General features: G+C 67.6%; 22 protein-coding genes. 3 read left to right on the top strand and 19 right to left on the bottom strand.

From position 1 onward, the window contains the following. Positions 1-12 precede the first annotated feature (12 nt). The 6 genes from AC1DF3_RS01585 to smc all read right to left on the bottom strand — a co-directional run bounded on the left by AC1DF3_RS01585 (position 13) and on the right by smc (position 8,876). A complete protein-coding gene (locus AC1DF3_RS01585) occupies positions 13-1,215 on the bottom strand; it encodes an MFS transporter (protein ID WP_478138653.1) in 1,203 nt (400 codons plus the stop codon). Between the two features lie 3 nt (positions 1,216-1,218). After that, on the bottom strand, positions 1,219-1,758 hold the full coding sequence (gene def, locus AC1DF3_RS01590) for a peptide deformylase (protein ID WP_286527675.1): 540 nt from the start codon (positions 1,756-1,758) through the stop codon (positions 1,219-1,221). Between the two features lie 19 nt (positions 1,759-1,777). Continuing rightward, positions 1,778-2,074 (bottom strand): hypothetical protein, encoded by a 297-nt coding sequence (locus AC1DF3_RS01595; RefSeq protein WP_478138654.1) that lies wholly within the window; start codon positions 2,072-2,074, stop codon positions 1,778-1,780. 71 nt (positions 2,075-2,145) lie between these two features. Continuing rightward, on the bottom strand, positions 2,146-4,236 hold the full coding sequence (gene ligA, locus AC1DF3_RS01600; RefSeq protein WP_286531958.1) for an NAD-dependent DNA ligase LigA: 2,091 nt from the start codon (positions 4,234-4,236) through the stop codon (positions 2,146-2,148). Positions 4,237-4,249: 13 nt separating this feature from the next. After that, complete coding sequence (locus AC1DF3_RS01605) at positions 4,250-5,347, bottom strand: cell division protein ZipA C-terminal FtsZ-binding domain-containing protein (RefSeq protein ID WP_478138655.1); 1,098 nt, start codon at positions 5,345-5,347, stop codon at positions 4,250-4,252. Positions 5,348-5,360: 13 nt separating this feature from the next. Then, positions 5,361-8,876, bottom strand: coding sequence for a chromosome segregation protein SMC (gene smc / locus AC1DF3_RS01610; RefSeq protein WP_478138656.1), 3,516 nt, complete (start codon positions 8,874-8,876; stop codon positions 5,361-5,363). A 129-nt stretch (positions 8,877-9,005) separates the two neighbouring features. Between smc and AC1DF3_RS01615 the strand changes: the two genes are divergently transcribed. Together AC1DF3_RS01615 and AC1DF3_RS01620 are read left to right on the top strand one after the other, a co-directional pair. After that, a complete protein-coding gene (locus tag AC1DF3_RS01615) occupies positions 9,006-9,755 on the top strand; it encodes a hypothetical protein (protein ID WP_301812774.1) in 750 nt (249 codons plus the stop codon). A gap of 389 nt (positions 9,756-10,144) precedes the next feature. Continuing rightward, positions 10,145-10,837: a P-loop NTPase family protein gene (locus AC1DF3_RS01620; protein WP_286527688.1), complete on the top strand. Its 693-nt coding sequence runs from the start codon at positions 10,145-10,147 to the stop codon at positions 10,835-10,837. A gap of 3 nt (positions 10,838-10,840) precedes the next feature. Here the strand turns inward: AC1DF3_RS01620 and AC1DF3_RS01625 are convergent, their stop codons facing one another. The 7 genes from AC1DF3_RS01625 to AC1DF3_RS01655 all read right to left on the bottom strand — a co-directional run bounded on the left by AC1DF3_RS01625 (position 10,841) and on the right by AC1DF3_RS01655 (position 17,036). Further along, positions 10,841-11,380 (bottom strand): disulfide bond formation protein B, encoded by a 540-nt coding sequence (locus AC1DF3_RS01625; protein ID WP_301812773.1) that lies wholly within the window; start codon positions 11,378-11,380, stop codon positions 10,841-10,843. Then, the gene (locus AC1DF3_RS01630; RefSeq protein ID WP_286531962.1) at positions 11,377-12,471 is read right to left on the bottom strand and encodes a sulfate/molybdate ABC transporter ATP-binding protein; all 1,095 of its coding nucleotides are present in this window, start codon (positions 12,469-12,471) and stop codon (positions 11,377-11,379) included. Before AC1DF3_RS01630 ends, AC1DF3_RS01625 begins: the two co-directional genes overlap by 4 nt. A 12-nt stretch (positions 12,472-12,483) precedes the next feature. Continuing rightward, positions 12,484-13,380 (bottom strand): sulfate ABC transporter permease subunit CysW, encoded by an 897-nt coding sequence (cysW, locus tag AC1DF3_RS01635; protein ID WP_286527693.1) that lies wholly within the window; start codon positions 13,378-13,380, stop codon positions 12,484-12,486. A 3-nt stretch (positions 13,381-13,383) separates the two neighbouring features. Beyond that, positions 13,384-14,271 (bottom strand): sulfate ABC transporter permease subunit CysT, encoded by an 888-nt coding sequence (gene cysT, locus AC1DF3_RS01640; protein WP_286531963.1) that lies wholly within the window; start codon positions 14,269-14,271, stop codon positions 13,384-13,386. An 85-nt stretch (positions 14,272-14,356) separates the two neighbouring features. After that, positions 14,357-15,355, bottom strand: coding sequence for a sulfate ABC transporter substrate-binding protein (locus tag AC1DF3_RS01645; RefSeq protein WP_286531964.1), 999 nt, complete (start codon positions 15,353-15,355; stop codon positions 14,357-14,359). After that, positions 15,352-15,909: an RBBP9/YdeN family alpha/beta hydrolase gene (locus tag AC1DF3_RS01650; protein ID WP_478138714.1), complete on the bottom strand. Its 558-nt coding sequence runs from the start codon at positions 15,907-15,909 to the stop codon at positions 15,352-15,354. The genes AC1DF3_RS01645 and AC1DF3_RS01650 overlap by 4 nt, the downstream gene beginning before the upstream one ends. Positions 15,910-16,118: 209 nt before the next feature. Beyond that, on the bottom strand, positions 16,119-17,036 hold the full coding sequence (locus AC1DF3_RS01655) for a LysR family transcriptional regulator (RefSeq protein ID WP_286531966.1): 918 nt from the start codon (positions 17,034-17,036) through the stop codon (positions 16,119-16,121). Between the two features lie 129 nt (positions 17,037-17,165). Between AC1DF3_RS01655 and AC1DF3_RS01660 the strand changes: the two genes are divergently transcribed. Continuing rightward, entirely contained in the window at positions 17,166-17,813 is a 648-nt protein-coding gene (locus AC1DF3_RS01660; protein ID WP_478138657.1) for an FMN-dependent NADH-azoreductase, read from the top strand. Between the two features lie 84 nt (positions 17,814-17,897). Here AC1DF3_RS01660 and AC1DF3_RS01665 read toward each other — a convergent pair whose 3' ends face one another. The 6 genes from AC1DF3_RS01665 to ssuC all read right to left on the bottom strand — a co-directional run bounded on the left by AC1DF3_RS01665 (position 17,898) and on the right by ssuC (position 23,053). Then, complete coding sequence (locus tag AC1DF3_RS01665) at positions 17,898-18,452, bottom strand: NADPH-dependent FMN reductase (RefSeq protein WP_286531968.1); 555 nt, start codon at positions 18,450-18,452, stop codon at positions 17,898-17,900. A gap of 81 nt (positions 18,453-18,533) precedes the next feature. Next, entirely contained in the window at positions 18,534-19,448 is a 915-nt protein-coding gene (gene epsC / locus AC1DF3_RS01670; protein WP_478138658.1) for a serine O-acetyltransferase EpsC, read from the bottom strand. A 74-nt stretch (positions 19,449-19,522) separates the two neighbouring features. Then, positions 19,523-20,965 carry an amino acid permease gene (locus AC1DF3_RS01675; RefSeq protein ID WP_478138659.1) on the bottom strand — a complete coding sequence of 481 codons (1,443 nt, stop codon included), beginning with the start codon at positions 20,963-20,965 and terminating at the stop codon, positions 19,523-19,525. A gap of 174 nt (positions 20,966-21,139) precedes the next feature. Beyond that, the gene (locus tag AC1DF3_RS01680; protein ID WP_028250350.1) at positions 21,140-21,355 is read right to left on the bottom strand and encodes a TOBE domain-containing protein; all 216 of its coding nucleotides are present in this window, start codon (positions 21,353-21,355) and stop codon (positions 21,140-21,142) included. Positions 21,356-21,395: 40 nt separating this feature from the next. After that, positions 21,396-22,223: an ATP-binding cassette domain-containing protein gene (locus AC1DF3_RS01685; RefSeq protein ID WP_478138660.1), complete on the bottom strand. Its 828-nt coding sequence runs from the start codon at positions 22,221-22,223 to the stop codon at positions 21,396-21,398. Further along, positions 22,220-23,053: an aliphatic sulfonate ABC transporter permease SsuC gene (gene ssuC, locus AC1DF3_RS01690; RefSeq protein ID WP_478138661.1), complete on the bottom strand. Its 834-nt coding sequence runs from the start codon at positions 23,051-23,053 to the stop codon at positions 22,220-22,222. Before ssuC ends, AC1DF3_RS01685 begins: the two co-directional genes overlap by 4 nt. Positions 23,054-23,058: the final 5 nt, after the last annotated feature.

Consider the following 23,058-nt stretch of genomic DNA (forward strand, 5'->3'; position numbering starts at 1 on the left):
TCGGAGTCGCGGCTACCCGCCGTGCGCTTGGCGGGTTGGCCGATGCAGCGCGAACTGCAGGCCCGGCATGCCCACCCATACCAGCACGGCAAGAATGATCAGTGCGGCGACCGGCGAGCCCGGCAACGCGGACAACAGGAACACGATCGAAGCGCCTCCCAGGCTCTGGATTCCACCGTACAAGGCCGCGGCATGGAATCTCTCGTCGGGTGCGACGTCGAGCGCCAAGGTGGCGGAAATCGGAAGCACGATGCAGAAGAAGACGACGACCATCACCGCAAAAGCCAGAAACAGCGCCACGCTGTCTGCGTAGGCGGAGGCCAGCAGCGCCAGGATTCCCAGGGCCAGGAAACCCCATGCGGCGCAGATTCTGCGCTGCCAGCCAAATCTTCCGGCGGCCTTTCCTGAAAGATGGAAGGCCAGGACCTCGACGGCGGCCGTGAACGCCAACGCAGCGCCGAGCGTCGACGGCGCCATCTTGAACTGCCCCACCAATATCGACGGTTTGCTGATCAGCACCGCAGCGAAGAGGCTTTGCGCAGCCATCCCCATCAACAATGGAATATGGAACTCTTTTTTCCTCACGATTCTGGTGAATGCACCGACCTTTCGGCTTGATGCATCAGGCGCCTCCGTTCGTTCGCGCCGACCCCGTGTTGATCGCGGCAGAAAGAAACAAAGCCCGCACAGCACCATCGAAGGCAAGAGCACCAGCCATTTCCAATGCAATCGCGTGGCGACGGCGACGACAAGAATCGGCGTCAGAACGGCGCCGGCGCTCATGAGCGAGTAGGAAGACGAAAGCGCTTTCTCGAAGCGCTGACTATCAAGCAAGCCGCGCAGCGATGTACGCGCCGATACGGATCCCACCGCATTGGCGGAGAACATCAGCAACAGGATGAGGGAAAAGCCCCAGAAATTGGACGGAAGCGCCAACATGCCGCACAGCGCGGCGACCCCCAGCGTGGAGACAAGAAGCAGTTGCTCGGGCTCCCCCGCATTGGCAAATCGCGGAGCAAGAAACTGGGTGCCGGAAAAAATCAAGAATCCCATGGACAGGATTCGCTGAAAGTCCCCGAAGCCGATGCCGAAGGATTCGACGATGAAGGGCGAAAGGGGGATCAATGCATCGAACAACACGCCGCACACCACGATGCGCAGAACGATGGGTGTTGCGCTCGAAATCGGCCCAGCGGCCCTCAACGCATTGTTCAACCTTCAGTCATCCTCGCCCGCATCGAGCCCCGGAAACAGCACCTCCGTGAAGCCGAAGCGCGAGAAGTCGCGCACCCGCATCGGATACAGCTTGCCCAGCAGGTGGTCGACCTCGTGCTGGACGACCCGGGCATGGAACCCGCTCACCGTGCGATCGATCGGGTCCCCGTACGGATCGAAGCCGGTGTAGCGGATGTTGGCGAAGCGCGGCACCACGCCGCGCAGGCCCGGCACCGACAGGCAGCCCTCCCAGCCCTCTTCCTCCTCGTCCCCGATCGGCGTGACGACCGGGTTCAGCAGCACCGTGCGCGGGACGATCGGCGCATCCGGGTAGCGCGGATTCACCGTGTCGGTGCCAAAGATCACGAGCTGCTGGTCGACCCCGATCTGCGGCGCCGCGAGCCCGGCGCCATTGACCGAATACATGGTCTCGAACATGTCGCGCACCAGCAGGTGCAACTCGTCGGTGTCGAAGGCGGCGACCGGCTGCGCGATGCGCAGCAGCCGGGGGTCGCCCATCTTGAGGATTTCGCGGATGGCCATGCGCGATTATCGCGGTGGCCTAGCGTCGTCCGTAGTACCTGCCGTAGTACCCGGGCCGACCGTAGTAGCCCGGATGCCCGTAGTAGCCGGCCCGTCCGTAGTAGCCGTAGTAGCCGGGATAGCGGTAGCCGCCGTAGTAGCCGCCCCAGCCGTAGTAGCCGGTGGCGCCGATGTAGACCGATGGCGCCACCACGACCGGGTCGGCGTAGTAGGGATAGGCCGCGCCCGCATAGTACGGACCGGGCGCCACGCAGCCGCCGAGCAATGCGGCGCCCCCCACGGCGATGGCGGCCGACACAGAACGAAATCGCTTCATCCGGACCTCCTGGGTCATCTTCGATTCAACGGCCGGCGCGCCCGCCTGTTGACCGGGAAAACGAAACAATCTCAGGATAGTCCTTGGGCGAGGATCTCCAGCATCTGCGCTTCGTCGATCACGGTCACGCCGAGGTCGCGCGCCTTGTCCAGCTTGCTGCCGGCCTCGGCGCCGGCCACCACGTAATCGGTCTTCTTGCTCACCGAGCCGGCCACCTTGGCGCCGGCCTCTTCGAGTTTGTCCTTCGCCTCGTCGCGACCCAGCGTAGGAAGCGTACCGGTAATGACGAAGGTCTTTCCTGCCAGCGGCCTGGGCGCGCGGGCGGCGGGCTCGCTCTCTTCCCAGTGGACGCCGCAGGCACGCAGCTGCTCGACCACCTCGCGGTTGTGCGGCTGGTCGAAAAAGGTGCGCAGGCTGGTCGCGACCACCGGACCGACGTCGTTGACTTCGAGCAGCTGCTCCTCGCTCGCGTCCATGATGGCGTCGAGCTTGCCGAAATGCTTCGCCAGGTCCTTGGCCGTGCTTTCGCCCACGTGCCGAATGCCGAGCCCGAACAGGAAGCGCGGCAGCGTGGTCTTCTTCGACGCCTCCAGCGCTGCGACGATGTTGTTGGCCGACTTGTCGGCCATGCGGTCCAGGCCGGCCAGCGTCGTGAAGCCCAGCTTGTAGAGGTCGGGCAGCGTTCGGATCAGCTCGGCATCGACCAGCTGCTCGACCAGCTTGTCGCCCAGGCCTTCGATGTCGAGCGCGCGCCGGGCCGCGAAATGCAGGATCGCTTCCTTGCGCTGCGCTGCGCAGAACAGCCCGCCGGTGCAGCGGTAGTCGACCTCGCCCTCCTCGCGAACGGCGTCCGATCCACAGACCGGGCACTGGTGCGGCATCGTGAAGACCGGGCCGCGCTCGGCGTCGGGCCGAGCCGCGCTCTCGGGCAGCACGCCGACCACCTCGGGGATCACGTCGCCGGCGCGCCGGACGATCACGGTGTCGCCCACGCGCACGTCCTTGCGCCGGGTCTCGTCCTCGTTGTGCAGGGTGGCGTTGGTCACGGTCACGCCGCCGACGAACACCGGCGCCAGCTTGGCCACCGGCGTGAGCTTGCCGGTGCGCCCGACCTGGATCTCGATCGCCAGCACCTCGGTGAGCTGCTCCTGGGCCGGGTACTTGTGGGCGACCGCCCAGCGCGGCTCGCGCGAGACGAAGCCGAGCTGCCGCTGCAGCGCGAGGCTGTCGACCTTGTAGACCACGCCGTCGATGTCGTAGGGCAGCGAGTCGCGCTGGCGGCCGATGGTCTCGTGGAAGGCGATCAGCTCGATGGCACCACGGGCGCGCGCGGTCTGCGTCGCCACCGGGAAGCCCCAGGCACTGAACTGCTGCAGCCAGTCGAACTGGGTCGGCAAGTCCGGCCCGCCCTGCTCGGGCGGCGTCACCTCGCCCAGGCCGTAGGCGAAGAAGCTCAGCGGCCGCTGGGCCGCGATCGACGGATCGAGCTGGCGCACCGCGCCCGCCGCCGCGTTGCGCGGATTGACGAAGACCTTCTCGTTCTTCTGGCCGCCCGCGATTTTCTCGCGCTGGCGCTCGTTGAGCGCGTCGAAATCGTCGCGCCGCATGTAGACCTCGCCGCGCACCTCGACCACCGGCGGAATGGCCGTTGGGTCGCCCTGCAGGCGCAGCGGGATCTGCTGCACCGTGCGGATGTTCTGGGTCACTTCCTCGCCGATCTCGCCGTCGCCGCGGGTCGCCGCCTGCACCAGCACGCCGTCCTCGTAGCGCAGGTTCAGTGCCAGGCCGTCGAACTTGAGTTCGCAGACGTATTCGACCTGAGGCCCATCCTCGGCCAGTCCGAGCTCCTTGCGGACCCGGGCGTCGAAGGCACTGGCACCGGCGGGCGTGATGTCGGTCTCGGTGCGGATCGACAGCATCGGCACCTTGTGGCGCACCTTGGCGAAGCCGTCGAGCGGCTTGCCGCCGACCCGCTGGGTCGGCGAATCGGGGGTGCGCAGTTCGGGAAATTCGGCCTCCAGGGCCTGCAGCCGCTGGAACAGCCGGTCGTACTCGGCGTCCGGCAGTTCGGGCGCGTCGAGCACGTAGTAGAGATGGGCGTGGCGGTGCAGCTGCTCGCTGAGCGCAGCGGCCTCGCGAGCTGCGTCTTCGCGCGTGGGCATGGGGATCTCCGGACTAGCTGAACAAACGCCGCGCCAGCGGCGAGCCGGCCGACAGGTCGCGCGTGTCGAGCGTGTCGTAGAGCTGCTCGAGGTCGACGCCGATGGCATCCATGGTCTCGTCGCGCAGCGGCTGGCCGTCGCTATCGGTGACCACACCGTCCATCTCGCGCGCCAGCGCGGCGGCCGACTCGCGCATGCGCTCGAAGGGGCGCTCCGCGCGGTCGACCTGCGGCACGTCGAGGCTCAGGGTCAACTCGCGGATCGCCGACTGCGCCGGATCGTCGGCCAGCGCGGCCTGGGTATCGAAGGACAGCCCGAGGATCGGCGGCAGCCCCTGCTCGCCCGCCGGCAGCACCATGCGCCCCGGGATGATGCCGGCCACGAAGCCGAGGCGGGAAGCGTTCTGCTGCACGTAGCCGGGGCTCCAGGCCGCATGGCGGGCACGCAGCACGAAGCTCAGCTGGGCATCGTGCGAACTCGCGAACTGGTCGAGCTCGCGGGCCCGCGCCACCTCGTCGAGCATCTCGGGAAACTCGGGCGCGCCGTTGAGGGCATCGGCGAAGGCCTGGGCCTTGACCACGAACTCGGAGTATTCGATCTCGTTGAGCGCACCGGTGCGGTTGGCCATCTGCACGCCGACCTGGAAGGCGCCATAGCGCTGCCCGGCCACCGCCGGCTCCCACTCGCCGGTGAATTCATTGAGCCCCTCGACCGCCACCGGCTTGCTGCCGGCGCGCCGGGTCGCCGGCATGGCCGCGATCGCGGCGTCGCCGGAGGCCAGGCCGTCGAGCGACACCGGGGCGATGATGTCGATCAGCGGATCGAGGCCGCCGCGGCGCTCGGCCGACGGTGCCGCCAGTGCGCTCGGCGCCGGCAGGTCCGGATCGAACAGCGGCTCGTGCCGCTCGTTGCCGGGGACCTGGTGCGGATCGACATGCAGCACGGGCTCGAACTCCCCCTTGGGGGCGGCCTCCGGCACGGCCGGTTCGCTGCTGGCGGGCGCGTCGGGCTGCTTCGGCGCATTGCGGCGCGACATCCATGTGTTGTAGCCGACCACGGTGGCGAGAACCAGTCCGCCGAGGATGGCGAGGGCGACGGTGAGATTGCTCATGGGCCGCCGGTGCTCAAGCGGCCTCGACCATGGACACGGCCGACTCCATGTCGACCGCCACGATGCGCGAGACGCCCTGCTCCTGCATGGTCACGCCGATCAGCTGCTCGGCCATCTCCATGGCAATCTTGTTGTGGCTGATGAAGAGGAACTGGGTTTCGCGGCTCATGGCTGTGACGAGTTTGGCATAGCGTTCGGTGTTGGCGTCGTCCAGCGGCGCGTCCACTTCGTCCAGCAGGCAGAACGGCGCCGGGTTCAGCTGGAAGATCGCGAACACCAGCGCGATCGCGGTCAGCGCCTTCTCGCCGCCCGACAGCAGATGGATGGTCTGGTTCTTCTTGCCCGGCGGCTGGGCCATGACCTGCACGCCGGAGTCGAGGATCTCGTCGCCGGTCATCATGAGCCGGGCATTGCCGCCGCCGAAGAGCTCCGGGAACATCCGGCTGAAGTGCTCGTTGACGATCTTGAAGGTGCCCCCCAGCAGGTCGCGGGTCTCGGCGTCGATCTTGCGGATCGCGTCCTCGAGCGTGCCGATGGCCTCGTTCAAGTCGGCCGACTGGGCATCGAGGAAGGTCTTGCGCTCGCTGGCCACCGCCAGTTCGTCGAGAGCGGCCAGGTTGACCGCGCCGAGCGCTGCCACTTCGCGATGCAGCCGGTCGATCTCGCTCTGCAGCCCGGTGAGCCGGACCTTGTCGGTCTCGATCGACAGCGCGACCGCCTCGAGGTCGGCCTCGGCGTCGGCCAGCAGCTGCTGGTATTGCTCGAAGCCCAGCCGCGCGGCCTGCTCCTTGAGCTGGAAATCGGTGATGCGCTGGCGCAGCGGGTCGAGCTCGCGCTCGAGCTGCAGCCGGCGCTCGTCGCTGGCGCGCAGCTTGATCGTCAGGTCGTCGTACTGGCTGCGCGAGGCACCGAGCGCGGTCYCGCGTTCGAGCTTGAGCGACAGCGCGTCCTGCAGTCCGGCCTGCGCGGCGGCGTCGGACAGGCGGCCGAGCTCGGCGCGCGCGCGTTCTTCTTCGTCGGTCAGGGCGACGATCTGCTGGCTGGCGGTCTCGATCGCGCGGCTCAGCTCGCCACGGCGCGCCTCGAGGGTGCGCTGCGCGAAGGTGGCTTCCTGGGCCTGGCGCTCCAGGCTGCGATGCTGTTCGCGGCTGGCCGTGAGCGCACGGCCGGCCTCGATGACCTTCTCATCGAGCTGCGCATGGCGTTCCTGGCTGTCGGCGAGCTGCATGTCGAGCTCTTCGAAGCGCGACTCGGCGGCGATGCGCTTTTCCTGCAGCTCCTCGAGCTGCGCCGTCACCTCGCCCAAGTCGTTCGACAGCTGTTCGCTGCGGGCGCGGGTCTGCTCGGCCAACTGCGACAGGCGCAGCGTCTCGACCTGCAGCGCGTGCGCCTGCGACTGGGTCTCGGCCGCTTCACGACGCGCCGCGACCAGGCGCTGGGCGGCATCGCCGTAGGCCGCCTCGGCACGGGCCAGCGCGGTGCGCGACTCGTCGGCGATCAGGGTCTGGGCCCGCAGCTGGCGTTCCAGGTTCTCCATTTCCTGCTGGCGCGCCAGCAGGCCGGCCTGTTCCGAATCCTGGGCGTAGAAGCTGACGCTGTGGGCCGTGACCGCATGGCCGCTCTTGATGTAGATCACCTCGCCGGGCTGCAGCTTGTCGCGCTGCGCCAGCGCCTCTTCGAGGCTGGTGGCCGTGAAGCAGCCGTGCAGCCACTCGGCCAGCAGCGCCTGCTGGCCGGCGTCGGCCAGGCGCAGCAGGTCGGACAGCCGCGGCAGCGACGACGCGCCCGGCGGCAGGCCCGCCAGCGGCGGCGAATAGAAGGCCAGCTTGGCCGGCGGCGCATCGGCGGCGAAGGCGCGGACCATGTCGAGGCGGCTGACTTCGAGCGCGCCCATGCGCTCGCGCAAGGCCGATTCGAGCGCGTCTTCCCAGCCGAGCTCGATGTGGATGCGGCTCCAGAGGCCCTGCAGGCTTTCGAGCCCATGCTTGGCGAGCCAGGGCGCGAGCTTGCCGTCGGTCTTGACCTTCTCCTGCAAGGCCTTGAGCGCCTCCAGCCGCGCCGACAGGTCGGCGTGGCGCGCCCCTTCGGCATTGACGGCCTGCTGGCGCGTGCGCCGGTCGTCGTCGAGCTGCGGCACGGCTTCCTGCAGTTCCTGCAGGCGCGCATCGGATTCGGCGGCCGCCTCCTGGGCCATCGCCAGTTGCTCCTGCTGCTCGCGCAAGCGCCCCTCGTCGGGCGCCGCGAGCGCGTTCTGGTCGGTGCGCAGCCGCTCGGCGCGCAGGTTGAGCTGGCGGCTCTGGTCCTCGATGTTGCGCTGGTCGGCGGCCAGCACCTGGATCTGCTGCTGCACCTGCACCACCGTCGCGCGCTGGGCGTTGGCCTCGTTCTGGGCCCGCTGCTGGGCGTCCTCGAGCTCGGGCATGCGGGCGTCGTGCTCCTCGAGCTGGGCGGCCAGCAGTTCGGCCTGCTCCTCGGCGTTCACGCCCTGGCCGGCCAGGGTCTCGATCTCGGCCTCGGCGTCGTCGCGCCGGGTGTCCCATTGCCCCATCTGTTCGCGCAGCTGCACCAGCCGCTGCTCGACCCGCTGGCGCCCCTCGACCACGAAGCGGATCTCGCCTTCGAGCCGGCCGACCTCGGCGCTGGCCTCGTAGAGCTTGCCCTGGGCCTGGTTGACCTGGTCGCCGGCCGCGTAGTGGGCCTGGCGCACGGTCTCGAGCTCGGCCTCGATGTGGCGCAAGTCTGCGGTGCGCGATTCGAGGTCGTTGATCGCGCGCTCGGCGTCGGCCTTGACCTTGGCCTGGTCGGCCTCGCTCTCGGTGCGCTTCAGGAACCACAGCTGGTGCTGCTTGCGCGTCGCGTCGCCGGTAAGCTGGTTGTAGCGCGCCGCCACCTCGGCCTGCTTCTCGAGCCGCTCGAGGTTGCTGTTGAGTTCGCGCAGGATGTCCTCGACCCGCGTGAGGTTCTCGCGCGTGTCGCCGAGCCGGTTCTCGGTCTCGCGGCGGCGCTCCTTGTACTTCGAGACGCCGGCGGCCTCTTCGAGGAACAGGCGCAGTTCCTCGGGCTTGGATTCGATGATCCGGCTGATCGTGCCCTGGCCGATGATCGCGTAGGCGCGCGGCCCCAGGCCGGTGCCGAGGAACACGTCCTGCACGTCGCGCCGGCGCACCGGCTGGTTGTTGATGTAGTAGCTGGAGTTGCCGTCGCGGGTCAGCACCCGCTTGACCGCGATCTCGGCGAACTGCGCCCACTGGCCGCCCGCGCGGTGGTCGGCGTTGTCGAACACCAGTTCGACGCTGGAGCGGCTGGCCTGCTTGCGGGTGGTCGTGCCGTTGAAGATCACGTCCTGCATCGACTCGCCGCGCAGTTCGGAGGCACGCGATTCGCCGAGCACCCAGCGCACGGCATCCATGATGTTCGACTTGCCGCAGCCGTTGGGACCGACCACCCCGACCAGCTGGCCGGGAAGCAGGAAATTGGTGGGTTCGGCGAAGGACTTGAAGCCCGAGAGCTTGATGGAATTGAGACGCACGTCAGGTCGGCCCTAAGCCAGTTGTTTTGCCAAGGTTGGGTGCCAAGGTGTTGATTTGTAAGCAGATTCCGGCGGCTGGCACGTCCAGGCCAGGCCGCCACCTGAGGCGAGGATGATAACGTGCGGACCATGCGCGTTTCCCCTCTTTCCCCGTGTCTTGCTCGCCGTGCGTGGCTCATCGGCAGCGGCGCGGCGGCCCTGGCGCTCGCGGCCTGCGGCTCCACCCAGCGCGCCGAACCCTATGCCAGCAACGAATGGCTCCAGAGCGGCGCGAACCGCATCGCCAACCTGGCCTTGCGCGACAACCTGCAGTCGGTGCGGCGCGTGCAGATCTCGCTCTATCGACGCAATCCACGCGAATGGCGCAAGTGGTGCGGCAGCGCCGACGAGGCGATCCAGCGCACCTGGGAATCGATCTCGCAGAACGCGCCGCTGCCGCAGTTGCATGGCGCCTATGGCATCGATGCCGTCCGCCTGGCCTTCGAGACCGCGCCCAAGCCCTTCGAGGGCGACCGCGTCGCCGCGCTGGTGGTCGGCTGGGCGGCGCTGCTCAAGCAGGCCAACGGCGACACCTGGGAGCAGAACATGCTCGACGGCGTCAGTGCCGAGAACAGCTACCGGGCGGCGCGCAACTTCGAGATCTCGCTGTGGCTGATCGGTTCGAAGACCGGCCCCGACGGGCAGCCGCTGCTGCTGGCCACCGAGATCAGCGAGCGCGGGCGCAACCTGCTGGTCGACCGCGAACTGTCCAAGGTGGTGGCTCGGCTCGACCTGCTGGCGGCGCAGGCCGACGAGAAGTACCGGCGCGCGGCGCTCGACTTCAGCCAGAACTGGTTCCTGGGGAGCCTGGGGCCGTTTCTTTCGATGGTGCCGAAGTGAGGTTTCTGGCCGGGGGGGCGGGCTCACGCCGACGGTGTGCTCTGCTCCGCGAATGTCCCCCGCCCTTCGGGCTCCTCCTTTATTTCGCTGCGCAGAGCACACCATCGGCGTGAGCCGTCACGGCGGTCGTTGATCGGCGGGAACAACCTCCTGCTACCCGTGCCGAGGGCGCCGGGTGGCCCCCGCAGCGAAGTAAAGGAGGAGGCCGCAGGCCGGGGGACATGAGCGGAGGGGGCCACCCGGTGCCCTCGGCACGCGCCCCGGACAGCCATGGCGCGATCCTTGCGGGCGTTGCGCAAGCGGGGTGCCGATGGTCGGACAGCACCAGGTCCAATCCAGCCCCGCACCTAGAATCGATCGCAGTTTCTTCCCACTCTCGCAGGAACCTCATGAGCTCCATCAATTTCATCGGCGGCGAAAAAGGCGGTGTCGGCAAGTCGGTCACGGCGCGGGTGCTGGCGCAGTATTTCATCGACCACAGCCGGCCTTTCGTGGGCTTCGACACGGACCGTTCGCACAGCTCTTTCACCCGTTTCTACGAGGGCTTCGCGTCGCAGGTGGTGGTGGACAGCTTCGAGGGCCTCGACACGGTAGTCAACGGCTTCGAAACCAATCCGCAGCAGAGCGTGATCGTCGACCTCGCGGCCCAGACGCTGGCGCCGCTGTCGCGCTGGATCAAGGAGTCGGACCTGTTCGACGTCTTCGCCGAACTCGGGGTGGCGGTGAATTTCTGGCACGTGCTGGACGATGGCAAGGATTCCAGCGACCTGCTCGGCACCCTGATCGACACCTTCGGCGACCGGCCGAACTACATCGTGGTGCAGAACTACGGGCGCGGCAACGACTTCGGCCTGCTGCTCGGATCGCAGTCGCTCAGCAAGGCCACGGCGCACGGCGCGCGCGTGATCGCCCTGCCCCGGCTGCACGACGCCAGCATGCGCAAGATCGATGCGCGCAACACGAGCTTCTGGAAGGCGGTCAACGACCGCGAGGGCCCGCACGCGCTGGGGCTGCTCGAGCGCCAGCGCGTGAAGACCTGGCTGGCGACGGCCTACGCGGCCTTCGACACCCTGCCCCTGTAGGCCTCAGCGGACGGTCTTGAGCGCCGGCCGGATAGGCGGCCGGCGGAACGACCGCGCCAGCAGCACCAGCAGCGCCAGCCCGAACCCCGTGAAGGCGATGAACGACCAGTTGGCGATCGACAGGCCAAGGAAGGTCCAGTCGATCTGCGAGCAGTCGCCGGCGCCGCGGAAGATCATCGGCAGCGCGCGCTGCAGCGGAAAGGTCTCGATCATTCCGTAGATGTCGCGCCCGCACGAGACCACCTCCGGCGGATACCACTGCAGCCAGCTCTGGCTCGCCGCCGTGTAGGCGCCGCCCACGGCCACGACCAGGGCCGTCAGGATGGTGGCGATGCGCAAGGCCTTGCTGCCGCTGGCCGCGCCGAGCCCGGTGAACACGGCCACCAGCACCAGCGCATAGCGCTGCACGACGCACATCGGGCACGGCTCGAGGCCCACCACATGCTGCAGGTACATGCCGAAGGCCAGCATCGCGATGCAGGCCACGCAGATCAGCGCCAGGGCGCGCCTCGGCGCGCCGAAATACCAGTCGAAAAACTTCAAGGTGAAACCCAATCCTCTACGAACACCCTGGCCTTGCGCGGCGTGGCGACCACCTTGTCGCCCTCGCCAAGACCAAGGTCCCGGAACTGTTGCGCAGGGAGTTGCGCCTCGATGATGGTTCCGGAGCCCGGATTATCTGGATTCGATTCGACCGGTTCCAGTTCCAGCCGCGCGATCGGTCCGACCACGATGGCGCGGGTCAGGGTCGCGACGATGCCGCTGGCGCCCGGCGCGTAGCGCGCCACGTCGAGGTCGTGCGGCCGCACATAGGCCAGCGCCTTGCCGTCGCGCAAGCCCTGCTGGTCGCGGGTGTCGAGCCGGATGCCTTCGACCTGAACCTCGCCCTCGAGCGAACGGCCATGGAACAGGTTGACGTCGCCCAGGAAGCCGTAGACGAAGGGGCTCGCCGGGTGGTCCCAGACCTCCTGCGGCGAGCCGACCTGCTCGATGCGGCCGCTGTTCATCAGGACCACGCGGTCGGCCACTTCGAGCGCTTCTTCCTGGTCGTGGGTGACGAAGATGCTGGTCACGTGCAGTTCGTCGTGCAGCCGGCGCAGCCAGCGGCGCAGTTCCTTGCGCACCTTGGCGTCGAGCGCGCCGAAGGGCTCGTCGAGCAGCAGCACCTTGGGCTCGACCGCCAGCGCGCGCGCCAGGGCGATGCGCTGGCGCTGGCCGCCCGACAACTGGGCCGGATAGCGGTCGGCCAGCCAGTCGAGTTGCACCAGCTTGAGCAGGTCGTGCACCTTGGTCTTGATCTGCGCCTCGCTCGGGCGCAGGCCGCGCGGCTTGACCCGCAGGCCGAAGGCGACGTTCTCGAACACCGTCATGTGGCGGAACAGCGCGTAGTGCTGGAACACGAAGCCGACCTGGCGCTCGCGCACATGGACATCGGTGGTGTCCTCGCCCGCGAACAGGATGCTGCCGGTGCCGGCGGTTTCCAGGCCCGCGATGATGCGAAGCAAGGTGGTCTTGCCGCAGCCCGAAGGCCCCAGCAGCGCGACCAGTTCGCCCGAGGCCACGTCCAGGCTGACATCGCGCAGGGCGTGGAAGTCGCCGAATTGCTTGCTGACGTTTCTGATTTCGATACTCATGATTTCTCTCTTTCAGGCGGCCGGCGTCGGACGTTCCGGCGGCAGCTCGGCGATCGCCTTCATCTCGCGCTCGTGGCGCCATTCGATGACCGACTTGATCACCAGCGTGACCAGCGCCAGGATGGCCAGCAGCGAGGCCACCGCGAAGGCGGCCACCGACTGGTATTCGTTGTAGAGCACTTCGACGTGCAGCGGCATGGTGTTGGTCTGGCCGCGGATGTGGCCCGAGACCACCGACACCGCGCCGAACTCGCCCATCGCCCGGGCGTTGCACAGGATCACCCCGTACAGCAGGCCCCACTTGATGTTGGGCAAGGTGACGCGCCAGAAGGTCTGCCAGCCGGTCGCGCCGAGCACGATCGCCGCCTGCTCCTCGTCGGTGCCCTGAGCCTGCATCAGCGGGATCAACTCGCGGGCGATGAACGGAAAGGTCACGAACACGGTCGCCAGCACGATGCCGGGCACGGCGAAGATGATCTTGATGTCGTGTGCCTGCAGCCAGGGGCCGAACCAGCCCTGGGCGCCGAACACCAGCACGTAGATCAGGCCCGCCACCACCGGCGACACCGCGAACGGCAGGTCGACCAGCGTCGTCAGGACCGCTTTGCCGCGGAACTCGAACTTGGCGATGGCCCAGGCCGCGGCGACGCCGAAGACCAGGTTCAGCGGCACCGCGATGGCGGCCGTCAGCAGGGTCAGGCGGATCGCCGCCCAGGCATCGGGCTCCTTGAGCGCCTCGAGGTAGGCGCCGACGCCCTTGCGCAGCGCCTCGGCCGCGACCGCTGCCAGCGGCAGCACCAGGAACAGGAACATGAAGGCCAGCGCGATGCCGATCAAGGTGCGGCGAACCCAGGCCGACTCGGTGGTGCCGGCCTGCACGCGGCGGATGGTTTTCGAAGGTGCGCTCATGGCTCAAGCCTCCGACCGGCGCCGCTTCCAGCCCTGCAGGCCGTTGATGACCAGCAGCAGCAGGAACGAGATCACCAGCATCACCAGCGCCACCGCGGTGGCGCCCGCGTAGTCGTACTGCTCGAGCTTGCCGATGATGATCAGCGGCGTGATCTCCGAGATCATCGGCATGTTGCCGGCGATGAAGATCACCGAGCCGTATTCGCCGATCGCACGCGCGAAGGCCATCGCGAAGCCGGTCAGGAGCGCCGGCATGATCGACGGCAGGATCACCTTGGTGAAGGTCTGCAGCCGGGTCGCGCCGAGGCTGGTGGCGGCCTCTTCGAGTTCTTTCTCGGTGTCTTCGAGCACCGGCTGCACCGTGCGCACCACGAACGGCAGGCCGATGAAGATCAGCGCGATCACGACGCCGGCCGGCGTGAAGGCCAGCTTGATGCCGAGCGGTTCGAGGAACTGGCCGACCCAGCCATTGCCGGCCAGCAGTGCGGTCAGCGAGATGCCGGCCACCGCGGTGGGCAGCGCGAATGGCAGGTCGACCAGCGCGTCGACGATGCGCTTGCCCGGGAACTTGTAGCGCACCAGCACCCAGGCCACCAGCAGCCCGAACACCAGGTTGACCAGTGCCGCGATCAGCGAGGCGCCGAAGGTCAGCCGGTACGAAGCCATCACGCGCGGCGCGGTCACCGCCACCCAGAAATGCTCCCAGCTCATGGTGAAGGTCTTGAAGACCAGCGCCGACAGCGGGATCAGCACGATCAGGCTCAGGTAGAGCACCGCATAGCCGAGCGTGAGGTGGAAGCCGGGCAGCACGCGGCGCGAAACGCCGTGGCCGCCGCCAGACGCAAGCGGCGCTGCCGCAGACGACAGCGCCGATGTAGCAGCACCGCTCATCGTGCCCCCACGCTCAGCACTGGCGCGTCATCGCTGCCCCCCGAGGGGGCGTTCGCTCGCTTGAAGCGGTTCTGCGCCGAGCTCATTACTTGGCGCCAGGCGTGTACAGCTTGTCGAACTGCCCACCGTCGTTGAAGTGCACCTTCTGCGCTTCGGACAGGCTGCCGAACAGTTCCTGCACCGTGAACAGCTGCAGCGGCTTGAAGGTCGCGGCGTTCTTCTTGAGCACGGCCTCGGAACGCGGGCGCAGCGCATGCTTGGCGGCGATCTCCTGCGCTTCATCCGAATAGAGGTAGTCGAGGTAGGCCTTGGCCAGTTCGCCGGTGCCCTTCTTGTTGACCGTGCGCTCGACGATCGCGACCGGGTTCTCGGCCAGGATGCTGATCGACGGATACACCGCGTCGACCTTGCCCGAGCCGAACTCGCGGTCGATCGACACCACTTCGGATTCGAAGGTGATCAGCACGTCGCCGATGTTGCGCTGCAGGAAGGCGGTGGTGGCATCGCGTCCGCCGCGCGCCAGGATCGGCACGTTCTTGAACAGCTTGCCGACGAACTCGGCCGCCTGGGCGTCGGTGCCGCCCTTCTTTTTCACGTAGCCCCAGGCCGCCAGGTAGGCGTAGCGCCCGTTGCCGCCGGTCTTCGGGTTCACGACCACGACCTGGACGCCGGGCTTGATCAGGTCGTCCCAGTCCTTGATGCCCTTCGGGTTGCCGTTGCGGGTCAGGAACAGCATCGTCGAAGTGGTCGGCGAGGCGTTGTACGGGAAGCGCTTGGGCCAGTCCTTGGCGACCACGCCGGCATTGGCCAGGAAGTCGATGTCGGTCGAGGTGTTCATGGTCACCACGTCGGCGTCGAGGCCGTCGGCCACGGCCCGCGCCTGGGCGCTCGAGCCGCCATGCGACTGGTCGATCTTGACCTCTTTGCCGGTGGTCTTCTTGTAGTTGGCGACGAAGGCGGCGTTGTAGTCCTTGTAGAACTCGCGCGCCACGTCGTACGAGGCGTTGAGCAGGGTCTGGGCCGATGCGGCGCCGCTGGCGGCGAGCACCAGCGTGCCGATGAGGGTCTTGATTCTGGAAGTCATAGGGTTGCCAAGGGTTCTGGATTCTTGCGGCCGGCCATCAGCGTGGTCGGCTCGTCGGTCAGCGATTGGAGCAGCGCCAGGCCCAGGGGCCAGTCGCCGTGTCCGGATTCGATGTTGATGTGGCCGGCATTCTGCATCCGAACGAATTCGCTGCCCCATGCCCGGGCATAGGCGCCGGCCAGCCGCACCGGGCAGAAAGGGTCATTGCTGCTCGCCACCAGGATGCTGCGGTAAGGCAGCGGGGCAAAGGGCACGGGGGCGAAATCGCTCAACACGGCGCGGCGCTCGGGGTCGGCCGGCGCGACCAGCAGCGCGCCCTGGATGCGCGCCGCGGCCGCCTCCGACAGGTGGGTGGTCGCGATGCAGCCGAGGCTGTGGGCGGCGACGATCACCGGGCCCGGGCTGTCGAGCACCAGTTTCTCGAGCGTGGCCACCCAGGCGGCGCGGCTCGGCGTGACCCAGTCGTCCTGCACCACCCGCACCGCGCCCTGCATGCGCTCGGCCCACAGGCTCTGCCAATGGCCGGGGCCGGAATCGCGCCAGCCCGGCACCATGACGATCGTCGGTTTGCTCACGCGCCGCCTGCTTGCTCGTCGGCCGCGTCAGGCGCGGACACGGGTGAAGACGGCGGCGGTGTCGCCGAGGCGCAGGGTGGGCATGGTGGTTCTCGTTGTTCCGGGTGGGAGCGCCATTGTCCGAACCATCGCTTCAACGACAAACGAATATCTACTTGTTTGAATATGGCTTTTTGGACATAAGCGCCTCATTCCGCCAGATGGTGCGGCTCCGCCCCGTCGAGGTTTTCGGCCAGGAAATCGATCAGGCGGCGCACCGCCGGCACCAGCGCACGGCGTGCCGGGAACACGACGTGGCAGATCCCAGGCGCCGGCCCCCAACCCGGCAGCACCTCGACCAGCCGGCCGGCGCTGATCTCGCGGTGGCACATGTAGTCGGGCATGACCGAGGCGCCAACCCCCTGCATCACGGCGAACTTGAGCGTCAGGAGGTCGTCGGCCACATAGCGCGGCGCGTGGGTGTGCACGATCACCTTGCCGCTCGGGCCTTCGAGCCGCCAGCTGGCCCGGCCCTCGCCGGTCGACATGGCGACGCTGTCGAGCCTGGAGAGATCGGCCGGCAGCGCCACCGGACCCTGGCGGCGCATCAGGTCGGGGCTGGCGACCAGGAGGCCGCGGCTGACGCCGAAATTCTTCGCCACCAGGGTGGCGCTGTCCTCGATCGCCGGACGCACCCGCAGGGCCAGGTCGACGCCCTCCTCGACCGGATCCACCGGCCGGTTCAGCACCCGCATCTCGACCCGGACCTGCGGATAGCGCTGCATGAATTCCGGCAGCAGCGGCCCGACGCTGCTGTGCGCCAGCGTCACCGGACAGCTCAGCCGCACCGTGCCGCTCGGCTCGGTCTGGATCTGGGCCACCGCCTCGGCCGCCGCTTGCGCGGCATCGCGCATCGCCGCGCAGTGCTTGAGGTAGATCTCGCCGGCCGGCGTCAGCGACAGGCGCCGGGTGCTGCGCTGCATCAGCTGGACGCCGAGCTGGGCCTCGAGGTCGGCCACCCGCCGCGACAGGCGGGACTTCGGCACGCCGAGTGCCCGGCTGGCGGCCGCGAAGCCCCCGCGTTCGGCGACCTCGGCAAAAAACACCATGTCGTTCAGGTCTTGCATCGGCTCATTGTCCTATTTGTGGGACGAACTAAGCCATTTTTGCAGACTTATCAATCAATCGCCGCAAAAATAGAATTCATCCCACGCCGACCGATTCCAGTGCCGGCGCTTTCAAAGAAAGCAATGATCATGAAACTCCTGCACGTCGATTCCAGCGTTCTCGGAACCAACTCCGTCTCCCGCCAGCTCACCGCCGAAATCGTCGCCGACTGGCGCAAGGCGCACCCGCACACCACGGTCGACTACCTCGACCTCGCGGTCGACACCCCCAACCATTTCAGCGCCGATGCGCTCGGCATCAAGGTCGGTGTCCAGGCCGAGCCGACCGACGCCCAGCGCCGCGAGAACGAAGTCTCCGAACGGCTGGTGACGCAGTTCCTGGCGGCCGACGTGATCGTCATCGGCGCCCCGCTCTACAACTTCACGGTGCCGACCCAGCTCAAGGCCTGGATCGACCGCCTGGCGCAGACCGGCCGCACCTTCAAGTACACCGACAACGGCCCGGTCGGCCTGGCGACCGGCAAGACCGTGATCGTGGCCTCGACCCGCGGCGGCATGTACTCCACCAGCGAAGGCGGCCAGGCGATGGAGCACCAGGAGAGCTACCTGAAGGTGATCTTCGGCTTCTTCGGCATCACCGACGTGCGTTTCGTGCGCGCCGAAGGCATCGGGATGGGCGACGCGGCCAAGGCCGCCGCGCTGCAAGCCGCCCGCGCCGACATCGCCGTCGCGACCGGCAAGGCCGCCAACCAGGACCAGGCCACGCTGGCTGCCTGATCCCGCACCGGACGCATCGCGCGTCCGGTCCAACCAAAGGGACGACCCGCATCGAGCGGGCCGTCCCTTTGGCGTTGTGGCGCCTTACTTTCCGGTGTGGGTCTTGATCCAGGCCACGTACTTGTCGACCCAGCTCTGCAGGAACTGCTTGCTGCCTTCGGCGACATGGCCCTTGTCGTCGAACAGGCCTTCCTTGTTCTGGATGAAGACCTCGGGCTGGCCCATCGTCGGGACGTCGAGGTAGGCCAGGATGGGCCGCAGGTGCTGCTGCGCCGCGGCGGTGCCGACCGTGCCCACCGACACCCCCACCACGCCGGCCGGCTTGCCGGCCCAGGCGCTCTGGCCGTAGGGCCGGGACGCGTTGTCGAGCGCATTCTTGAGCACGCCCGGAATCGAGCGGTTGTATTCGGGCGTCACGAACAGCAGGCCGTCCGCGGCCGCGATCTCGGTCTTCAGGCGCAACACCGATGGCGCCTGCTTGCCGTCGTCGTCCTGGTTGTACAGCGGCAGGTCGTCGATGCGCACATGCTCGAAGGTGAAATCCTCCGGCGCGAGATGCGCGATCGCGAGCGCCAGCTTGCGGTTCAGCGAATCCTTGCGCAGGCTGCCGATGACGACAGCGATCTTTTTCTGGCTCATGAAGACTCCTTGAGTACGGGTTGAAGAAGACAAAGACGAATCCTGCAGGCCGCACGATACGCCGGCTGCAAGAAAAACGCCTCAGACCGGCCGCCGCTGCGGCGCATTCTGCAGGCTGGCCTGCGTCACGCCGGCGCCTGGCGGCACGTCGTCGGTGATCCAGACGTTGCCGCCGATGGTCGCGCCCTTGCCCAGCGTCACGCGGCCCAGGATGGTCGCGCCGGCATAGATCACGACGTCGTCCTCGACCACCGGATGGCGCGGCAGGCCCTTTTGCAGGTTGCCCTCGGCATCGGTCGGAAAGCGCTTGGCGCCCAGCGTGACGGCCTGGTAGATGCGCACGCGCTTGCCGATCACCGCGGTCTCGCCGATCACCACGCCCGTGCCGTGGTCGATGAAGAAACCGGCGTCGATCTGCGCGCCCGGGTGGATGTCGATGCCGGTCTGGCCGTGCGCCAGCTCGGCCGCGATGCGTGCCAGCAGCGGCAGGCCGAGGCGGTAGAGCTGGTGCGCGATCCGGTGGTGGATCATGGCCAGGATGCCCGGATAGCACAGCAGCACCTCGTCGACGCTGCGTGCCGCCGGGTCGCCCTGGAAGGCCGCCAGCACGTCGCCGTCGAGCAGGCGGCGGATGCCCGGCAGCGCGGCGGCGAACTCGCGCACCGCGGCGCCGGCCTGGGCGTCGATGTCCTCGGCCGCGCGCGGCTCGTGGCGCGCCGTGTAGCGCAGTTCGAGCCGGGCCTGGTTCAGCAGTGCGTTGAGTGCCGAGTCGAGCGTGTAGCCGACATAGAAATCCTCGCTCTCATGGCGCAGGTCGGGCGGGCCGAGGCGCATCGGGAACAGCGCGCCCTTGAGCGACTCGACGATTTCCGCCAGCGCCTCGCGTGACGGGAACTCGCGGCTGCCGGGCTCGCGCGAGCGCCGCTGCGAATCGCGCCATTCGTCGCGCGCATCATGCAGCGCACTGACGATCGCGCCGACATCGAACAAAGACATGCGAACTCCTCCAGTCGTGGGGTCCCGACGATGCACCATCGCGCAAGACCCCACGGCGGGCGGGTTTCTTGGCTTCAGAAATGCCTTCTGACGCCGGGCGGCCCATCGACTTCGGCCAGGGTTGTGAGCGGAATCTCTTTCTCCCTGACGAACTTCCAATAGACGAACGACATCCCGGCGACCCACAGGACCCCGCCGTAGAGCGCTGGCCGCGAGGCCTCGTTGACGCCGAGCAGGACGATCGTGAGGACCAGGAAGCCGATGGCGGTCGCCGGCGCGACGGGCCACCAGGGCACCGGGAACTTGAGCCCCCTCACTTCCTCCTTCAGCATCTTCCTGCGCATGCACCAGTGCGACAACAGGATCATCAGCCAGACCCAGACCGTGGCGAAAGTCGCCATCGCGGCGACGATGAAGAACAGTCCTTCCGGATAGAGCTTGTGCAGCAGCACGCCGGCCAGCATGGCCGCGAGCATCACGATCACCGGGACCACGGGCACCCCGGTCCGTGAGACGACGCCGAGCGCGTCGGGCGCATGCTTGTGCTTGGCCAGGCCATACATCATCCGGGCGGCACCGAACAGGTCGCTGTTGATCGCCGACACCGCGGCGGTGATCACCACCACGTTCAGGACATGGGCCGCCGACGAGACGCCGATGCTGCCGAAGATCTGGACCAGCGGGCTGCTTGCACCGGTGATCTCGTTCCATGGGTAGATCGACATCAGGACGAACATCGTGCCCACGTAGAAGATCAGGATGCGCGACGGCACGCTGTTGATCGCGCGCGGGATGTTCTTCTCGGGCTGCTGCGCCTCGGCGGCTGTCAGGCCGATGATCTCGATGCCGCCGAAGGCGAACATCACCACCGCGAAGGCCGAGACGAAACCCAGCAAGCCATTCGGGAACCAGCCGCCATGCGACCAGAGGTTCGAGATGCCGGTGGCCGCGTTGCGGACCGCAGTGCCGTCGGAAGCCGTCGAGGTGAAGCCGAAGAAGATGATCCAGGCCCCGCCGGCGATCATCGAGCAGATCGCGACCACCTTGATCAGCGACAGCCAGAATTCCATCTCGCCGAACATCTTCACGGCACAGAGGTTCAGGCCGGCAATGATCAGCGTGATGCCGAGCGACCACAGCCACGGTGGAACGTCCGGAAACCAGAGCCCCATGTAGATCGAGAACGCGATCACGTCGGCGATGCAGACCAGCACCATCTCGATGATGTAGGTCCAGCCGGTCAGGAAGCCCGCGAGCGGGCTCATGTAGTGGCTGGCATAGCCGGCGAAGGAACCGGGCAGCGGCTGGTGGAGCACCATCTCCCCCAGCGCCCGCATCACGATGAAGACCGCGGCCCCGGCCAGCAGGTAGGCGAGGATGACCGAAGGCCCCGCCAATTGGATCGCCTTGGCGGAGCCGTAGAAAAGCCCGGTGCCGATGGCCGAACCCAACGCGATGAACAGGATGTGGCGGCGATTCAGCCCCTGCTTCAACTCTTTGTCTTGTGCAACTCTCATTTTTTGTTTCTCCCTTGGTTGACTCACGGTGCGGATCAGACAGTGGGCATAGGCTTCCTTTCGATTCAAGGTGGCAGAAACACGGCTGCGCCGATTCTCGATTAATAGATATACATGTCTATACAGGGTAAGCCCGAGAAGAGCCCGAATCGGGACTCTCCACCTGCACGAGGCTCAGAGCTTGGCGATCGACACCTCGGTCGACTTCACCAGCGCGACGACGTCGGAGCCGGGCTTGAGCTGCAGTTCGTCGACCGAGCGCGTGGTGATCACCGAGGTCACGATGCCCCACGCGGTCTCGACGTCGACTTCGGAGACGACATCGCCGCGGATGATCTCGCGGACCTTGCCCTTGAACTGGTTGCGCACATTGATGGCCTGGATGGACATGAAAAAACTCCTTTGGATGGGTGGGTGAAAAAACGGGGGGTCAGACGGCCCAGCGCAGCACGTGCGCGGGTCCGTCGGCCCAACGGGTGTCGTTGGCGGGTTCGGCTTCGTTGTCGGCGGGCTTCTGCAGTACGCGGTCGAGGATGCGTTTCTCGATCGCCGCGAACGCCGCATCGCCCTGCGAGCGTGGCCTGGCGAGCGTGATGTTCTCGTCGAGCGCGATGCGGCCGTCCTCGATCAGGATCACGCGGTCGGCCAGCGCCACCGCCTCCTGCACGTCGTGCGTGACCAGCAGCGCCGTGAAGCGATGGCGCAGCCACAGCCCTTCGATGAGCCGGTGCATCTCGATGCGGGTCAGCGCGTCGAGCGCCCCCAGCGGCTCGTCGAGCAGCAGCAGCCGCGGCCGGTGCACCAGCGCGCGGGCCAGCRCGACGCGCTGMCGCTGSCCGCCCGACAGCCGCGCCGGCCATTCGCCGCGCCGCTCGGCCAGGCCGACCTGCGCCAGCACCTCGTCGCCGCGCGGCCGGCTCTCGGGCGGCAGCCCGAGGGTGACGTTGTCGATGACGCGACGCCAGGGCAGCAGGCGCGCTTCCTGGAACATGATCCGCGTGTCGTCGTGCAGGCCGTCGATGGCCTTGCCGTCGACCTGCAGCGTGCCTTCGGTGGCCTCCTCCAGGCCGGCCACCAGGCGCAGCAAGGTGCTCTTGCCGCAGCCGCTGCGGCCCACGATGGCGATGAACTGGCCGGGCTCGATATGCAGCTGCGTGTTGCGCAGCACCTCGCGCTCGCCGTAGCGCTTGCGCAGGGAACGGATGTCGAGGCGCACGCCGCCGGCGTCCTCTGGGGTCTGTTGAAGCACTGCACTCATTTCGTCACTCCATAAGCCGGGTGCCAGCGCAGCCACCAGCGTTCAAGTCCGCGCGCGAACAGGTCGGCCAGCTTGCCGAGCAGCGCATACAGCAGGATCCCCACCAGCACGATGTCGGTCTGCAGGAACTCGCGCGCATTCATCGTGAGATAGCCGATGCCCGACTGCGCCGAGATCGTCTCGGCCACGATCAGGATCACCCACATCAGGCCCAGCGAGAAGCGCAGGCCGACCAGGATCGAGGACATCGCGCCCGGCAGGATCACTTCCTTGTAGAGCTGCCAGCGGGTGAGGCCGTAGGTGCGGCCCATCTCGATCAGCTGCGGATCGACATTGCGGATGCCGTGGAAAGTGTTGAGGTAGATCGGGAAGAACACCGACACCGCGATCAGGAACAGCTTGGCCGATTCGTCGATGCCGAACCACAGGATCACCAGCGGGATCAGGGCCAGCGCCGGGATGTTGCGCACCATCTGGATGGTCGAGTCGAGCAGCGTCTCGAAGAAGCGCACCGAGCCCGTGAGCAGGCCCAGCGCGAGCCCGAGGCCGCCGCCGATCGCGAGGCCGGCCAGCGCCCGCGCGGCGCTGACCTTCACGTGGGTCCAGAGCTCGCCCGACGCGGTCAGCCGCCATGCGGCCTTGAGCACGTCGATCGGCGCCGGCAGCACGCGGGTCGACAGCCAGCCCAGCGACGAGGCGATCTGCCAGGCGACGATCAGCCCGACCGGTACCAGCCACGGCACCAGGCGGCGCAGCACGCCGGCCGCAAAGGTCCCGGCGCCGTGGAGCGACGGCGCGGCCACCGGCAGGGCCTGTACTTGTTGGTTCATTCGAT

This window comes from Variovorax sp. 10N432 (assembly GCF_056394465.1).

Bases quoted from the DNA above. Each gene is read 5' to 3' on its own strand.
- AC1DF3_RS01660 (WP_478138657.1), top strand. From the start codon at position 17,166: ATGAAACTCCTGCACGTCGATTCCAGCGTTCTCGGAACCAACTCCGTC.
- ssuC (WP_478138661.1), bottom strand. From the start codon at position 23,053: ATGAACCAACAAGTACAGGCCCTGCCGGTGGCCGCGCCGTCGCTCCAC.
- AC1DF3_RS01615 (WP_301812774.1), top strand. From the start codon at position 9,006: ATGCGCGTTTCCCCTCTTTCCCCGTGTCTTGCTCGCCGTGCGTGGCTC.
- def (WP_286527675.1), bottom strand. From the start codon at position 1,758: ATGGCCATCCGCGAAATCCTCAAGATGGGCGACCCCCGGCTGCTGCGC.
- ligA (WP_286531958.1), bottom strand. From the start codon at position 4,236: ATGCCCACGCGCGAAGACGCAGCTCGCGAGGCCGCTGCGCTCAGCGAG.
- AC1DF3_RS01605 (WP_478138655.1), bottom strand. From the start codon at position 5,347: ATGAGCAATCTCACCGTCGCCCTCGCCATCCTCGGCGGACTGGTTCTC.
- cysT (WP_286531963.1), bottom strand. From the start codon at position 14,271: ATGAGCGGTGCTGCTACATCGGCGCTGTCGTCTGCGGCAGCGCCGCTT.
- AC1DF3_RS01620 (WP_286527688.1), top strand. From the start codon at position 10,145: ATGAGCTCCATCAATTTCATCGGCGGCGAAAAAGGCGGTGTCGGCAAG.
- AC1DF3_RS01630 (WP_286531962.1), bottom strand. From the start codon at position 12,471: ATGAGTATCGAAATCAGAAACGTCAGCAAGCAATTCGGCGACTTCCAC.
- epsC (WP_478138658.1), bottom strand. From the start codon at position 19,448: ATGTCTTTGTTCGATGTCGGCGCGATCGTCAGTGCGCTGCATGATGCG.
- AC1DF3_RS01675 (WP_478138659.1), bottom strand. From the start codon at position 20,965: ATGAGAGTTGCACAAGACAAAGAGTTGAAGCAGGGGCTGAATCGCCGC.
- AC1DF3_RS01665 (WP_286531968.1), bottom strand. From the start codon at position 18,452: ATGAGCCAGAAAAAGATCGCTGTCGTCATCGGCAGCCTGCGCAAGGAT.
- cysW (WP_286527693.1), bottom strand. From the start codon at position 13,380: ATGAGCGCACCTTCGAAAACCATCCGCCGCGTGCAGGCCGGCACCACC.
- AC1DF3_RS01645 (WP_286531964.1), bottom strand. From the start codon at position 15,355: ATGACTTCCAGAATCAAGACCCTCATCGGCACGCTGGTGCTCGCCGCC.
- AC1DF3_RS01595 (WP_478138654.1), bottom strand. From the start codon at position 2,074: ATGAAGCGATTTCGTTCTGTGTCGGCCGCCATCGCCGTGGGGGGCGCC.
- AC1DF3_RS01655 (WP_286531966.1), bottom strand. From the start codon at position 17,036: ATGCAAGACCTGAACGACATGGTGTTTTTTGCCGAGGTCGCCGAACGC.
- AC1DF3_RS01680 (WP_028250350.1), bottom strand. From the start codon at position 21,355: ATGTCCATCCAGGCCATCAATGTGCGCAACCAGTTCAAGGGCAAGGTC.
- AC1DF3_RS01650 (WP_478138714.1), bottom strand. From the start codon at position 15,909: ATGGTGCCGGGCTGGCGCGATTCCGGCCCCGGCCATTGGCAGAGCCTG.